Origin of the sequence: Bradyrhizobium acaciae (genome assembly GCF_020889785.1) — a bacterium.
Taxonomy (GTDB): domain Bacteria; phylum Pseudomonadota; class Alphaproteobacteria; order Rhizobiales; family Xanthobacteraceae; genus Bradyrhizobium; species Bradyrhizobium acaciae.
The window spans coordinates 1-14,793 of the sequence record NZ_JACMYK010000168.1 but is presented as its reverse complement, the minus strand read 5'-3'; the positions used below and the strand labels follow the sequence as shown (position 1 = coordinate 14,793).

At 65.5% G+C, this 14,793-nt stretch carries 16 protein-coding genes and 1 pseudogene; 15 read left to right on the top strand and 2 right to left on the bottom strand.

Going from position 1 to position 14,793, the window contains the following annotated elements; translation table 11 throughout:
* The 5 genes and pseudogenes from H8A92_RS35575 to H8A92_RS35555 all read left to right on the top strand — a co-directional run.
* A pseudogene (locus H8A92_RS35575) lies at nucleotides 1–592 on the top strand (hypothetical protein); the annotation flags it as partial.
* An 88-nt stretch (nucleotides 593–680) separates the two neighbouring features.
* Entirely contained in the window at nucleotides 681–863 is a 183-nt protein-coding gene (locus H8A92_RS35570) for a hypothetical protein (protein ID WP_163149556.1), read from the top strand.
* A gap of 123 nt (nucleotides 864–986) precedes the next feature.
* Nucleotides 987–1,883: a DnaJ C-terminal domain-containing protein gene (locus H8A92_RS35565; RefSeq protein ID WP_229199983.1), complete on the top strand. Its 897-nt coding sequence runs from the start codon at nucleotides 987–989 to the stop codon at nucleotides 1,881–1,883.
* Entirely contained in the window at nucleotides 1,880–2,155 is a 276-nt protein-coding gene (locus H8A92_RS35560) for a chaperone modulator CbpM (RefSeq protein WP_229199982.1), read from the top strand. Before H8A92_RS35565 ends, H8A92_RS35560 begins: the two co-directional genes overlap by 4 nt.
* A gap of 27 nt (nucleotides 2,156–2,182) precedes the next feature.
* Nucleotides 2,183–2,407, top strand: coding sequence for a hypothetical protein (locus tag H8A92_RS35555; RefSeq protein WP_016843345.1), 225 nt, complete (start codon nucleotides 2,183–2,185; stop codon nucleotides 2,405–2,407).
* 62 nt (nucleotides 2,408–2,469) lie between these two features.
* On the opposite strand, the gene H8A92_RS35550 is transcribed toward H8A92_RS35555, so the two are convergent.
* Complete coding sequence (locus H8A92_RS35550) at nucleotides 2,470–2,703, bottom strand: hypothetical protein (protein ID WP_229199981.1); 234 nt, start codon at nucleotides 2,701–2,703, stop codon at nucleotides 2,470–2,472.
* 60 nt (nucleotides 2,704–2,763) lie between these two features.
* A complete protein-coding gene (ybaL, locus tag H8A92_RS35545) occupies nucleotides 2,764–4,497 on the bottom strand; it encodes a YbaL family putative K(+) efflux transporter (protein ID WP_229199980.1) in 1,734 nt (577 codons plus the stop codon).
* Between the two features lie 112 nt (nucleotides 4,498–4,609).
* Here ybaL and H8A92_RS35540 point away from each other — a divergent pair, with 112 nt between their 5' ends.
* The 10 genes from H8A92_RS35540 to H8A92_RS35495 form a co-directional block, all read left to right on the top strand.
* Nucleotides 4,610–5,275 (top strand): HAD family hydrolase, encoded by a 666-nt coding sequence (locus H8A92_RS35540; protein ID WP_229199979.1) that lies wholly within the window; start codon nucleotides 4,610–4,612, stop codon nucleotides 5,273–5,275.
* A 9-nt stretch (nucleotides 5,276–5,284) separates the two neighbouring features.
* Nucleotides 5,285–6,238: a sugar-binding transcriptional regulator gene (locus H8A92_RS35535; RefSeq protein ID WP_229199978.1), complete on the top strand. Its 954-nt coding sequence runs from the start codon at nucleotides 5,285–5,287 to the stop codon at nucleotides 6,236–6,238.
* A gap of 156 nt (nucleotides 6,239–6,394) precedes the next feature.
* Entirely contained in the window at nucleotides 6,395–7,708 is a 1,314-nt protein-coding gene (locus H8A92_RS35530) for an ABC transporter substrate-binding protein (RefSeq protein ID WP_229199977.1), read from the top strand.
* A 132-nt stretch (nucleotides 7,709–7,840) separates the two neighbouring features.
* Nucleotides 7,841–8,713: a carbohydrate ABC transporter permease gene (locus tag H8A92_RS35525; RefSeq protein WP_194459220.1), complete on the top strand. Its 873-nt coding sequence runs from the start codon at nucleotides 7,841–7,843 to the stop codon at nucleotides 8,711–8,713.
* 4 nt (nucleotides 8,714–8,717) lie between these two features.
* A complete protein-coding gene (locus tag H8A92_RS35520; RefSeq protein ID WP_229199976.1) occupies nucleotides 8,718–9,548 on the top strand; it encodes a carbohydrate ABC transporter permease in 831 nt (276 codons plus the stop codon).
* A 14-nt stretch (nucleotides 9,549–9,562) separates the two neighbouring features.
* Nucleotides 9,563–10,570, top strand: coding sequence for an ABC transporter ATP-binding protein (locus tag H8A92_RS35515; protein ID WP_229199975.1), 1,008 nt, complete (start codon nucleotides 9,563–9,565; stop codon nucleotides 10,568–10,570).
* Between the two features lie 139 nt (nucleotides 10,571–10,709).
* Complete coding sequence (locus H8A92_RS35510; protein WP_229199974.1) at nucleotides 10,710–11,483, top strand: SDR family NAD(P)-dependent oxidoreductase; 774 nt, start codon at nucleotides 10,710–10,712, stop codon at nucleotides 11,481–11,483.
* A 117-nt stretch (nucleotides 11,484–11,600) separates the two neighbouring features.
* Nucleotides 11,601–13,253, top strand: a complete 1,653-nt coding sequence (locus H8A92_RS35505) for an FGGY-family carbohydrate kinase (RefSeq protein WP_229199984.1) — start codon at nucleotides 11,601–11,603, stop codon at nucleotides 13,251–13,253.
* A 9-nt stretch (nucleotides 13,254–13,262) separates the two neighbouring features.
* Nucleotides 13,263–14,201: a carbohydrate kinase family protein gene (locus H8A92_RS35500; protein WP_229199973.1), complete on the top strand. Its 939-nt coding sequence runs from the start codon at nucleotides 13,263–13,265 to the stop codon at nucleotides 14,199–14,201.
* An 84-nt stretch (nucleotides 14,202–14,285) separates the two neighbouring features.
* Nucleotides 14,286–14,793, top strand: a 508-nt coding sequence (locus tag H8A92_RS35495; protein ID WP_229199972.1) for an amidase, incomplete at its 3' end; no start/stop codon positions are given.

Sequence of the window (14,793 nt, the reverse complement as noted above, 5' to 3'; positions counted from 1 at the left end):
GGCGCGGCCGGGGTCCCCAACTGCACCCGCGACTGCGGCTGCACCCGCGGGCTCCCACGCGCTCCCGGTCCCGGGCAAGGAGGTTCCCGCGGCGCATCCGCCAGCCGAGGTGAACAAGCCTGCGGTCGAGGAGAAGCACGCGGCTCCCGTGCCCGAGACGAAGGTCGAGCCGCATCCTGCTGCACCGGCGCCTGCCGGATCTCACGCGCTTCCGGTCCCCGAGAAGGGCGTTGCTGCACATCCGCCTGCCGAGGTGAACAAGCCCGCGGTCGAAGAGAAGCGCGCGGCACCTGTCGCCGCGCCCAAGGTCGAACCGCGGCCGGCAACGGAAGCGGCGCGGCCTGCCGCACCGGAGGTGCGCAGGGAAGAGCCGCGGCCCGAGCCAGCCGCGAAGCCCGTCGCGCGGCCGGAGCAGGCAGCAAGGCCTGAGCCTCGCCCGGAGCCTGCTGCAAGGCCGGAGACGATGGCGCGCCCTGAGGCGCATCCGCAGCCGGCGGCACCGCACGTGCAGGCCGCCCCGCATGTTCAGGCCCCGCCGCATGGTGCGCCTGCCGGTCATCCCGCAGAGGAGAAGCGGCAGGAGCAACATTAGGGTATGATCTCGCGCTCCGCCGGATCGTTCCGGCGGAGTGCGCACTCTCTTCTGCCCGTGCGCAAGCGATCATCACTGGAGGTCGGTCATGGCACAGAGTCACGGCGGCAGCGGACAGCTTGACGACGGCAAGCCTCGCTTGAGCGAGGACGACATGCAGCGAGCCCTGCTCGGTCCAAGGGGCGTGCCGGGCAAACCGGATCCCGCCAAGATGACGCCGCAGCAGCAAAAGAACATGCCGAACTATCTGGACCCCGGACATACCTCTTAAAGCGTCCTGTGACATGAACGGGTGTTGCGTCGCCCATTGCCGGCTGGTGCAAGTGCACTTGCAAATCGCCTGCTTTTGCGCCCTCATGATTGCAGGTGCACTCACGGTGTTGCGGAGCAGGTTGTGAGAAATCCGTACGAGGTTCTTGGCGTTGCCCCGACGGCGTCTGCGGCCGATATCCAGAAGGCCTATCGGAAGCTCGCGAAGAAGCTGCACCCGGATCTCAATCCGGGTGACAAGGCCGCCGAGGAAAAATTCAAGGAAGTCGCCGCTGCGAACGATCTGCTCTCGGATGCCGACAAGCGCAAGCGCTTCGACGCCGGCGAGATCGACGCTGATGGCACCGAGCGCCCGCAGCATCGCTACTACAGGGACTTCGCCACCGCGGGTGAGGGGCATCCCTATGCCGATAGTTCAGGCTATGCCGACTACATGGATCAGGACGACGCGTTCGCCGAATTGCTCCGGCGCACAGAGCAGGCGCGCGCGAATCGGCGCGGCCGCGACCTGCACTACAGCCTTGCGATCGACTTCGCCGAATCGATCGCCGGTGCAAGCAAGCGGCTCACGCTTCCCGACGGCGGCACGCTCGACGTGACGATCCCGCCGGGGCTGATCGACGGACAGGTCATTCGTCTGCGCGGCAAGGGGATGCCCGGCAGCGGCAAGGGCGGTCCCGGCGATGCTCTGATCGAGGTGGACGTTCGCCCGGATCCGCGCTTCACCCGCGACGGTGACGACATCTCGCTGGAATTGCCGATCTCGCTGTCGGAGGCGGTGCTCGGCGGCAAGGTCAATGTTCCCACCCCGACCGGCGCGGTCACCATGACGGTGCCGAAGGGCTCGAACACCGGCACGACGCTACGGCTGCGCGGCAAGGGCGCGCCCAAGGTCGGCGGCGGTCATGGCGATGAGTTCGTCAAGCTCAAGGTGGTCCTGCCCAAGGGACCCGATCCCGCGCTCGAGGCGTTCGTGTCGACCTGGGATCGCAAGGGATTCAATCCACGCGGTGCATCATGAACAAGCAGCAGTTCCTCATCGATGCAGGTCTGGAGGTGCAGACCCTGGAGTTCTGGATCGAGCAGCAATGGCTCATTCCGGGCGAGACCGCTCACGAGATCAGTTTCTCCGACACTGACGTGGCGCGCGCGCATCTAATCCGGGACCTGAAGGGTGACCTCGGCGTCAACGACGAGGGGATCGACGTCATCCTGCATCTGGTCGATCAGCTTCACGGGCTGCGCCGCGCATTTGAAGAGTTGCACAAGGATATCGCGTCACCGCCGCGCTAACGACGAACCTCAGCCTCGGAGACGATCATGACGGACAAGCCGACGCCGCTGGCCCATGGCGAGATCGACGTTCTCATCCTGCAGGCGCTGGTACGCAAGCTGATCGCGAAGGGCGTGCTGACGCCGGATGACGTCCGCTCGATGCTGTTCGAGGCTGCGAAGAATCTTGATCTGGTCGGCAGTGAGCTGACGACGGAAGCCGCCAACATCATCGTGCAGGAAGACCTGGCGCCGGCATTCCTTGGCGGCTAGAGCATGACCCGGAAAAGCGGGACCCGGTTTTCCGAAAGGATCATGCTCAAATAAAGAGTTCCTCAGGTCTGGCCGCCGCGGTTGGAGACCAGCCGGATTTGCGTGATCTGGTCGGCATTGCCGGCGAGATAGGCCTGCGCGTCGGACACCAGCCGCTCGACAGCGGCGGCGTCATAGCTCGGATGGCGGGTGTTCAGATGCAAGTCGGTTTCGATCTGCATCACATTGCTCGTGCCGTCCTTGCCGATCTCGATCGAGAACGACACCAGCGAAACATGCGGGCTCTTGAATGCCATATCCTGATCTCCATTGATCCCACGCGCGGCGCGGGCTCCCTCGGCCGTCGGGGCCGTTACCTAGGCCGCTGAGTCTTCCCTGGCCGCCGTTGCGTGTTGCATGGCGGATGCCGATTGTGCCCGGTCGAGCTCCTCGATCATCCCTCGGGCGATCTCGCGCTCGCCCATGATCACGATGTCGGCCCCGAGCCCCTTCAGATGATCGACCTCGGCGTCGGAATGCGCCCGCGCGATGATCTGGATCGCGGGATTTGCGGCGCGCACCTGCTCGACGATCTGTCCGGCCTCGAACGCTTCGGGAATGGCGATGACGAGCGATCGTGCGCCCGCCGGATTGGTCGCGCGCAGCACGCTGGCGCGCACGGCGTTGCCCATCAGGGCTTCGATGCCGCGCTGCTTCAGCCTTGCGACCATGTCGTCGGATGCCTCGACCGCGAGGAACGGCGCGTTGCGCCGATGGAGGGCGTCGCCGACGATGCTGCCGACCCGGCCGTAGCCGACCAGGATGGTATGATCCAACAATTCGGTGACAGGGATCGCCTCGGACGTCGCGGCCGTCGGCGAGGCGGTCTCCGGCTTTTCGAGCCGCGACGTCAGCCAGTCGACCACCGCGAACACCAGCGGGTTGAGCATGATCGAGAAGATCGCGCCGGCCAGGATCAGGTCGCGGCCGGCCTTCGGCAGCAGATTGAGCGCGACACCGAGCTCCGCCAGGATGAAGGAGAACTCGCCGATCTGGGCGAGGCTCGCCGAGATCATCAGGGCGGTCGCCATCGGGTGGCGGAACAGCACGACGATCAGCAGCGCGGCGAGCGACTTGCCGACCACGATGACGAACAGCGTCGCCACAAACGGCCAGTGCTCGCGCACCACGCTGAGCGGATCGAACAGCATGCCGACCGAGACGAAGAACAGCACCGCGAACGCATCGCGCAGCGGCAGGGTCTCCTGGGCGGCGCGCTGGCTGAGCGGCGATTCCCGCAGCATCATCCCGGCGAAGAAGGCGCCGAGCGCCAGCGAAACCCCGAACAGCTTGGTCGCGCCGAACGCGATGCAGAGCGCGATCGCAAGCACGGTCAGCCGGAACAGCTCGCGCGAGCCGGTGTGCGCGATGTAGTGCAGCACCCATGGGATCAGCCGGCGTCCGACCACCAGCATCAGCGCGATGAATATCGCGATCTTGATCAGCGTCAGCACCAGCACGCCGGTCAGTCCGAGGCCGAAGCGGGTGGCGAGCGGATCTGACACCAGCGCTGCGCCGTCGCCGCCCTGGAAGCTCGCGACCGCCGGGAACAGCACCAGCGCGAGCACCATCGCGAGGTCTTCCACGATCAGCCAGCCGACCGCGATCTTGCCGCGCTCGGTATCCATCAGCCGCCGCTCCTGCAACGCGCGCAACAGCACGACGGTACTTGCGACCGACAGCGCCAAGCCGAACACCAGGCCGGCGCCGACGGTCCAGCCCATCAACAGCGCGAGGCCGAGGCCCATCAGCGTCGCGACCGCGATCTGTGCGACCGCGCCGGGCACCGCGATCTTGCGCACCGACAACAGATCGTTCAGCGAGAAATGCAGGCCGACGCCGAACATCAGCAGGATGATACCGAGCTCCGCGAGCTCGGTTGCCAGCGCCTGGTCGGCGACGAAGCCGGGCGTGAACGGACCGACGGCGACGCCTGCGAGCAGATAACCGACCAGTGGCGGAACCCGAAAGCGCTGGGCGATGGTTCCGAAGACGAAGGCCAATCCGAGGCCCGCGACGACGGTCGCGATCAGAGGTGTGTCATGCGGCATTTCGCCTTGTCGCACAGCATCCCTGACGGTGCACCGCGACCATTTGAGGCGCGGCATTCCGCCGAAACTGTGATCTATTGCTCATGACGTGAGCATATGATCTCATGCCGGGATGGATCCGCGGCTTCCCGAGACCGATCTGGTCATCTTCGACTGCGACGGCGTGCTCGTCGACAGCGAGGAATTGAGTTGCCGCTGTCTCGCCGAGGCGATGGTCAGCGCCGGCATCGACATGAGCACCGAACGGGCGCTCGAACTCTTTCTCGGCCGCAGCACCGCGGCCTTGCTCGACTATTGCCGCGCCGTTGGAAAGTCATTGCCGGCGAATTTCCTGCCCGATCTGGCGGTGCAGGTCCGCGAGACATTCCGATCTCAACTCAAACCGATTGCCGGCATCGCGGCTCTGCTTGGAGAATTGCAGTTGCCGTATTGCGTCGCCTCGTCGAGCGACCTCGAGCGCGTGACGTTCTCGCTGGACCTGACCGGCCTCGCGACGGGCTTCGGGCCGCGGCTCTATACCTCGCAGATGGTCAAGCACGGCAAGCCGGCGCCGGATCTGTTCTTGTATGCGGCGGCCGCGATGGGAGCCGAGCCGTGCCGGACGCTTGTGATCGAGGACAGCGTCAGCGGCGTGATGGCCGCGAAGGCGGCGGGGATGAAAGTGTGGGGATTTGTCGGCGGCACCCACTATCGGTTGGCAGACGGCAATGCTCTGCTGCGGCAGGCCGGGGCGGATCGAATCTTCGCCGCGATGACGGATTTCTGGAAGGAAGGCTGACGCAAAACGATGGCTGCGCCCGACAACGAAAAGTCTCGCCTGGACGATGCGGCGCGCGCCGGCTGGCTCTATTTCATCGCCGGTCACACCCAGGATGAGATCGCAAAAATGCTGCAGGTGTCGCGGGCCTCGGCGCAGCGCCTGGTGTCGCTGTGCCTGGCGGAGCGGCTGATCACGTTTCGCCTCGAACATCCCATTGCAGCCTGCATGGAGCTGGCCTCACGGCTGAAGGAGCGGTTCGATCTGGTGCATTGCGACGTCGTGCCGTCAGATCCGTCGGCGCCGCTGTCGAATGCGGGGATCGCCGAACGCAGCGCCAATCTGCTGGAGACGACGCTGCGCTCGGAGACGCCGGTGATCGTGGCGCTGGGTACCGGCCGCGCCGTGCGCGCGGCGGTCGAGCGGGTCTCGCCGATCGAGCGGCCCGATCACCAGATCGTCTCGCTGGTAGGCAACATCTCCGCCGACGGCTCGGCGAGCTTCTACGACACGGTGGGGCGGCTGGCCGACCGCACCGGTGCGCGCCATTACCCGATGCCGCTGCCGTTCCTGATGTCGAGCGAGGACGAACGCAACCGCATGGTCCGCATCGATCCGATCGCGCGGGTGAGGGCGGTCGCTGCCAAGGCCGATCTGCGGCTGATCGGCATCGGCCAGATGGACCAGAAGGCCCAGGTCCATGTCGACGGCTTCGTCACCCGCGAGGAACTGCTCGAGATGATGCGGCTCGGCGCGATCGGCGAGGTGACAGGCTGGGCCTATGATGCCAAGGGCCGCCTGATCAAGGGCGGCACCAACAAGCGCCTGACCAGCATTCCGCCGCAGATCCCGGCAGTCTCGACCACGATCGCGGCCGCCGTCGGCATCGCCAATGTGCCGTCGATCAAGGCCGCACTGGCAGGCCGGGTGATCAACGGCCTGATCACCGATGAGGCCACCGCGCGCGCCGTGCTGGATCGCTAGACGCTTCCTTCGCTCCCGCAAAAACTCCATTCCAGGCTGTGCTGGAACCCGCAATCGCGCGGGACGGCGCACCCGCGCGCTTGACAAATTTTGACGACGGGATGAACATACGCTCAACACGTGGGCATATGCTCAACGTGACATAGGGAGGTCACCGTGAAACACGTCCTTTGCGCCGTTGCGGGCGCGGCCAGTCTTTTGATCTCTGCCCCCTCGATCGCCCAGACCACGCTGACAGTCGCGACCGTCAACAACAGCGACATGATCCGCATGCAGGGACTGACCAGCGAATTCACCGCGAAGAATCCGGACATCACCGTGAAATGGGTGACGCTCGAGGAGAACGTGCTGCGCCAGCGCGTGACCACCGACATCGCCACCAAGGGCGGCCAGTTCGACGTGCTCACCATCGGCACCTATGAGGTGCCGATCTGGGCCAAGAAGAGCTGGCTGGTGCCGCTCGACAAGCTGGGCGCCGATTACGACGTCGGCGACCTCTTGCCGAAGATCAAGGATGCGGTCTCGGTCGACGGCAAGCTCTATGCCGCGCCGTTCTACGGCGAGAGCTCGATGGTGATGTACCGCACCGACCTGTTCGACAAGGCCGGCCTGAAGATGCCGGAAAGCCCGACCTGGGATTTCGTGGTCGACGCGGCCAAGAAGCTGACCGACAAGTCGGGCGGCGTCTACGGCATCTGCCTGCGCGGCAAGGCCGGCTGGGGCGAGAACATGGCGTTCCTGACCGCGATGTCCAACTCGTTCGGTGCGCGCTGGTTCGACGAGAAGTGGGAGCCCCAGTTCAATTCGCCGGAATGGAAGAAGACGCTGACGACCTATGTCGACCTGATGAAGCAGGCCGGACCTCCCGGCGCCTCGTCCAATGGCTTCAACGAGAACCTCGCGCTGTTCAGCGCCGGCAAATGCGCGATGTGGATCGACGCCACGGTGGCGGCGTCCATGGTGACTAACCCGAAGGATTCCAAGGTTGCCGACAAGGTCGGCTTCGCGCTGGCCCCGAACACCGGGCTCGGCAAGAACGCCAACTGGCTGTGGGCGTGGAGCCTCGCGATCCCTGCCGGCTCGAAGAAGGTTGACGCGGCCGAGAAGTTCATCGCCTGGGCGACCAGCAAGGATTACACCAAGCTCGTCGCGTCGAAGGAAGGCTGGTCCAACGTGCCGCCCGGCACGCGGACCTCGCTCTACAAGAACCCCGACTATCTGAAGGTCGCGCCCTTCGCCAAGCTGACGCTGGCCTCGATCGACGCGGCCGATCCGAACAAGCCGACGGTGAAGCCGGTGCCTTACGTGGGCGTGCAGTATGCGGCGATCCCTGAATTCCAGGGCATCGGCACCCAGGTCGGCCAGCAGTTCTCGGCCGCACTGTCCGGCTCGACCACGGTCGATGCCGCTCTCTCGGCTGCGCAGTCCGCGACCGAGCGCGAGATGAAGCGCGCGGGCTACATCAAGTAGATCACTTCCGATAAGCCAAGGCGTGCGAGCGCCTTGGCCGCCCGACCAGCTTAGACCTCCCGAGCTGGGCCACTTGCGACCATCCTGTCCCGCAGCGGGATGGTCGCTCCTTTCCGAGAGAAGGAGGCGGGGATGGCGACCCAGCAGACCCAACTGCTCGCACGCACGCTGCTCACGCCCGCCGTGGCGCTGCTGTTCATCTGGATGATCGTGCCGCTGGCGCTCACGATCTACTTTGCCACCCTGCATTACAATCTGCTCGATCCCGGCTCCGAATCATTCGTCGGGCTGGAGAACTTCCGCTACTTCCTCACTGACCCGGCCTTCCTCGCCTCGTTGCAGAACACGCTGGTGCTGGTCGGCTCGGTGCTCGCGATCACGATCATCCTCGGCGTGCCGCTGGCGCTGTTGCTCGACCAGCAAGTGGTCGGGCTCTCGATCGTCCGCCTGATGGTGATCGCGCCGTTCTTCGTGATGCCGACGGTGAGCGCGCTGGTCTGGAAGAACCTGTTGATGCATCCGGTGTCGGGCCTGTTCGCCTGGATCGCGCATCTGTTCGGGCTGCCGGCGATCGACTGGTTCAACGAGGCGCCGCTGTTCTCGGTGATCCTGATCATCTCCTGGCAGTGGCTGCCGTTCGCGACCCTGATCCTCTTGACCGCGCTGCAATCGCTCGACGAGGAGCAGAAGGAGGCGGCCGAGATGGACGGGGCGAGCGCAATCTCCACCTTCATCTACATCACGCTGCCGCATCTGGCGCGTCCGATCACGGTGGTGATCCTGATCGAGACCATCTTCCTGCTCACGGTGTTCGCCGAGATCTTCGTCACCACGGGCGGCGGCCCCGGCCTGCAGACCACCAACATCGCCTTCCTGATCTATTCGCAGGCGCTGATCCAGTACGACGTCGGCAGTGCCTCGGCGGGCGGCCTGGTCGCGGTGGTGCTCGCCAACATCGTCGCGTTTTTCCTCGTTCGTATCGTCGGCCGGAATCTGGAGGCGTAACGCCATGGCGCGGATGGTCACGACACGGAACAAGGTGATCTCGACGGCGGCGGCCTGGCTGGTCGGCTTCCTGATCTTCTTCCCGATCCTCTGGATGGTGCTGGCGAGCTTCAAGACCGAGCTCGAGGCCTTCGCGATCCCGCCATCGTTCCTGTTCTTCCACTGGACCACGGAGAACTACGTCACGGTGCAGGAGCGCAGCGATTATTTCCACCACGCGCTCAACTCGATCATCATCGCCGGCGGCTCGACCCTGATCGCGATGCTGATCGCGATCCCGGCGGCGTGGTCGATGGCGTTCTCGCCGACCAAGCGCACCAAGGACGTGCTGCTCTGGATGCTCTCCACCAAGATGATGCCGCCGGTCGGCGTGCTGGTGCCGATCTATCTGATCTACCGCTCCTTCGGCCTGCTCGACACCCGCGCCGGGCTGATCTTCATCCTCTGCCTCGGCAATCTGCCGATCGTGATCTGGATGCTGTTCACCTATTTCAAGGAGATCCCGAAGGACATACTCGAGGCGGCGCGGATGGACGGCGCCACGATCGGGCGCGAGCTGATCTACGTGCTGACGCCGATGGCGGTGCCGGGGCTCGCCTCGACCTTGCTGCTCAATCTGATCCTGGCGTGGAACGAGGCGTTCTGGACCCTCAATCTGTCGACGCTCGAGGCCGCGCCGCTCACCGTGTTCATCGCGTCCTATTCGAGCCCGGAAGGATTGTTCTGGGCGAAATTGTCGGCGGCGTCGACGCTCGCGATCGCGCCCATTCTCGTGCTCGGCTGGTTCAGTCAGCGGCAGCTCGTCCGTGGCCTGACCTTCGGCGCGGTCAAGTAGCAGAAAGGCTTTCCATGGGTCAGATTACGCTGCAGGGTGTGCAAAAATCGTTCGGGCCGGTCCACATCATCAAGGGCGCCGACCTCGATATCGCCGATGGCTCCTTCGTCGTGTTCGTCGGTCCGTCCGGCTGCGGCAAGACCACGCTGCTGCGGCTGATCGCGGGGCTCGAGGACGTCACCGGCGGCGCGATCCTGATCGACGGCCGCAACGTGGTCGACGTGCCGCCGGCCAAGCGCGGGCTGTCGATGGTGTTCCAGTCCTACGCGCTTTATCCGCACATGAGCGTGCGCGGCAACATCGCCTTCGGCCTGAAGATGGCCGGCGTCGCCAGGGACGAGATCAATCGCAAGGTCGAGGCTGCCGCGGCCACCCTCAATCTCACGCCCTATCTCGACCGCAAGCCGCGCGAGCTGTCCGGCGGCCAGCGCCAGCGCGTCGCGATCGGGCGCGCCATCGTACGCGAGCCGAAGGCGTTCCTGTTCGACGAGCCGCTTTCAAACCTCGACGCCGCGCTGCGGGTGCAGATGCGGCTCGAGGTGACGCGGCTGCAGAAGCAGCTCGGCACCACGGCGATCTACGTCACCCACGACCAGGTCGAGGCCATGACCATGGCCGACAAGATCGTGGTGCTGAACGGCGGCAAGATCGAGCAATATGGCTCGCCGCTCGAACTCTACGAGAAACCGGCGAATCTGTTCGTCGCCGGTTTCATCGGCTCGCCGAAAATGAACTTCGTGACCGGCGAGCTCGCCAAGCAGCAGGGTGCCACCACCATCGGCGTACGGCCCGAGCATCTTAAGGTCGAGCGCAACGGGCAGGGCGGTTGGCACGGCACGGTCTCGGTCGCCGAGCATCTCGGCAGCGACACCTTCCTCTATGTCGATGCCGGACCGCAGGGAATGTTGACCGCACGCTACATCGGCGAGCTCGACCTGCATCCCGGCGACAAGGTGTCGCTGATCCCGGATCCGGCGCGCATCCACCGTTTCGACGACAGCGGAAAGTCGATCCGCGCGTAGAGCATGATCCGGAAAAGTGTGAAGCGGTTTTCGGAACAGATCATGCTCAAAAAAATCGCGGACGATCTCCGCCGTCGATCTCGCTCTGGCCGGGGCGGCACGCCCGCGAAACGCGGGCTCTAGGCAAAGGAAGAAGAAAATGTATCTCGAGAAATTCAAGCTCGGCGGCAAGACCGCCATCATCACCGGCGCCGGTCAGGGCATCGGGCTCGCCTGCGCCGAAGCGCTTGCGGAAGCCGGCGCCAAGGTCATCATCGGCGATCGCGACGCCAAGGTCGCCAATGACGCGCAGGCTGTGTTGAAAGCCAAGGGCTTCGATGCCGACATCGCGCTGATGGATGTAACGGACTCCGGGCGCGTCTCCGCGGTCGCCGACGAGCTGGTGAGCAAGTACGGTAGGGTCGACATCCTCGTCAACAATGCCGGTATCGCCCGCAGCGAGACGCCGGCTGAGACCGTGACCGACGAGCACTGGCTCAACGTCATCGACGTCAATCTGAACGGCACCTTCTGGTGCTGCCGCGCCTTCGGCAATCACATGCTGAAGGCCAAATCCGGCACCATCGTCAATGTCGGCTCGATGTCGGGCTTTATCGTCAACAAACCGCAGGAACAGTGCTTCTACAACGCCTCCAAGGCCGCGGTGCATCATCTGACCAAATCGCTCGCCGCCGAATGGGGCGCGCGCGGGGTTCGCGTCAACGCGGTGGCGCCGACCTATATCGAGACGCCGCTGAACGCCTTCGTGAAGAACAGCCCCAGAATGTACGACGCCTGGATCGGTGGAACCCCTATGGCGCGGATGGGGCAGGTCGACGAGATCGCCTCCGTGGTCTTGTTCCTTGCCTCCGAGGCGGCGAGCCTGATGACCGGAAGCATCGTCCTGGTCGATGGCGGTTACACTTGCTGGTAGGCTCGCGCCGAAGCATGATCCGGATGAATGGGGACCGGTTTTCCGGACGATGCTGACACAGAAGTAAGGGCGCGACGACGTTTCGAAGACACGTCGTCACGCTCTGACGGAGCGAACATGCGGCAAGCCTATATCGGGGTGGACGTCGGAAGCACCAGCGCCCGCGCGGGCGTCTTCGACGAGGCCGGGACGCTATTGGGATCGGCCCGGCATCCGATCCGGGTCTGGCACGAGCCCGGCGATATCGTCGAGCAATCCTCCGATGACATCTGGGCGGCCTGCGTTGCCTCCGTGCGCAATGCGATGCAGCAGGCCGCCATCGCCGCCGAACACGTCAAGGGCATCGGATTCGACGCGACCTGCTCGCTGGTCGTGCTCGACAAAGCGGGCCGGCCGCTGAGCGTCAGCCCGTCCGGCGATCCAGCGCGCAACGTCGTGGTCTGGATGGATCACCGTGCGATGGACGAGACTGAGTTCGTCAACGCGACCGGCGACAAGGTGCTGCGCTATGTCGGCGGCGCCATCTCGCCGGAGATGGAGATCCCGAAAATTCTCTGGCTGAAGCGGCATCTGCCCGCGACCTTCGAAGCCGCCGGGCATTTCTTTGATCTTGCCGATTATCTTTCGTTCCGTGCCTCCGGCTCACTGGCGCGCTCGACCTGCACGGTCACCTGCAAATGGACCTATGTCGCAGGCGAAGGCGGCTGGAGTGAATCCTTCCTCAAGCGCGTCGGACTGGAGGCGCTCGCGGCCGATCGCTTTGCCCGGATCGGTACCGAGATCGTGCCGCCCGGCTCGCCGCTCGGCCGTGGGCTGTCGGGGGATGCCGCGCGTGATCTTGGCTTGCTGCCGGGAACCGCGGTCGGCGCCTCCCTGATCGATGCCCATGCCGGTGGCGTCGGCGCGATCGGCGGGCGCGATGGTTCTGGCGCCGAGGTCGATGTCTGCAAGCGGCTCGCCTACATCATGGGAACGTCGGCCTGCATCATGGCGACGACGGTCGATCCATGCTTTGTACCCGGCGTCTGGGGCCCGTACTTCTCGGGCATGGTGCCGGGCTTCTGGCTCAACGAGGGCGGGCAATCGGCGGCAGGGGCCGCGATCGATCATCTGCTCAAGTCGCACCCGGCGCATGCCGAGGTTTCGCTCGCGGCGAAGAGCGACGGCATCGATGTCATCGAATACCTCGAGAAGCGCATCCTGGCGCGCAGCGGCGACGCCGGCGCGGCCGCGCTGCTCGCCCGCAACGTTCACGTCCTGCCGGAATTCCTCGGCAATCGCTCGCCTTATGCCGATCCCGGCTCGCGCGCGGTGATCGCGGGGCTCGATCTCGACACCGACGTGTCGGCGCTGGAGCGGCTGTTCATCGCGGGCCTGTGTGGGCTGGCCTATGGCCTTGCCGACGTCATCGAGGCCCTGCAGGCCCATGGCGTCGACGGCAAGACCATCGTGATCGGCGGCGGCGCGAGCCGCAGCCCCTTGGTGCGCCAGATCATGGCTGACACCACAGGCTACACGGTGGCGTTGCCGCAGACGCAAGAGCCCGTATTGCTGGGCGCCGCGATGCTGGGCGCAGTCGCCAGCGGCGCGCACAACTCGATCAATGCCGCGATGGCCGGCATGTCGGCGCTGGGGCGGCTGAGCGAACCGACAAAGCCCGCGCTTGCCGATTTCCACCGCCGGAAGCGCGGCGTGCACAAGATGCTGCGGCAGCTTGATCGCGCCGGCCGCGAAGCGATGAAGCAGGCGCCCGGCGAGGCGCTGGGTTAAGGTGTTTGCATGCTGCTGAGTTGCGGAGATGCGCTGATCGATTTCCTGCCGTCGCGGACGGCGGATGGACGCGAAGCCCTGACACCCGCGGTCGGCGGCTCCTGCCTCAACATCGCGATCGGCAGCGCCCGGCTCGATGTTCCCACCGGCTTTGTCGGCGGCATTTCCACCGATACGTTCGGCAAGATGATCGCCGATCATGCCGCAGCGTCAGCCGTCGACCTCAGCTGTGCCACACGCAGCGACCATCAGGCTACGCTGGCCTTTGCGCGCGTGACGGGCACCGAGACGCAATACGCTTTCTACGATGCCGACACCGCATCGCGGAACTGGACCTACCGGCGCGAGGCGATCGCGCTTGACGGCGTCAGCTGCGTTCATACCGGCTCGACCACGCTGGTCCACGACAAGGGCGCCGCCGAAACGCTGGCCTTCATCGACGATGCGCGGCCGAACGTGACGATCGCGCTCGATCCGAACTGCCGGCCGAACCTGGTGAAGGATAAGGGGGCCTATCGCACGCGCATGCTGGCGTTCTGCGGCAAGGCCGACATCGTGAAAATGTCCGACATCGACTTCGCCTATCTGTTTGGCGACGTGGCCTACGCCGCGAGAGCCGAAGCGCTGCTGGCGGGCGGCGCGTCGCTCGTCGTCATCACCCGCGGCAATGAGGGGGCCTCTGCCTGGCATCGCGAGGCCGGAGCGATCGAGGTCAAGTCGCCTGTGGTCAAGGTGGTGGACACGATCGGCGCCGGCGACAGCTTTCAGGCGGCGCTGCTCGCTGCGTTGCATCGGCTGGACCGGATCGCGCGGACGCGGCTCGCCGACATCTCCGCGGCCGAGCTGACCCGTGCGCTGACCTTCGCCTGCAAATGCGCCGCCTTCACCTGCACGCGCCCCGGCGCCGATCCGCCGCGCAGCCGGGAGTTGCCCGCCGACACTTGGTAAGCCATGCGCCTGAGGTGATGGACTTGCCGCACGCGGCACGGCACGATGCCGTCACCGAAACACCGATTGCGAGCGCGTGCCCGAATGAGCGACGATCTGTGCCTGCTATCAGCCGTTGAGCTTCGCGCCCGAATTGCCCGCAAGGACGTGTCTCCGGTCGAGGTGACGGCTGCGGTGCTGGCCCGTGCCGAGCGGCTGCAGCCCGAATTGAATTGCTTCATCACGCTGTGTGGCGACGAAGCGGTGGCCCAAGCGAAGCGCGCGGAGCGCCGGCTCATGGCCGGCGAACCGCTCGGCTTGCTGCACGGCATCCCGTTCACCGTGAAGGATATCGTCAGCACCAAAGGCGTGCGGACGACCTTCGGTGCGGTGCCCTACAAGGACAACGTGCCCGATCAGGATGCCGTCGCGGTGGCCCGGCTTCGTGCGCAGGGCGGAATATTGATCGGCAAGACCACGACGCCGGAGTTCGGCAGCAAGTGCCTGACCGACTCGCCGTTGTTCGGCCGCACCCGCAATGCGTGGAGTGCCGAGCGTTCCAGCGGCGGCTCGAGCGGCGGCGCGGCGGTGGCGGTGGCGAGCGGCATCGCGC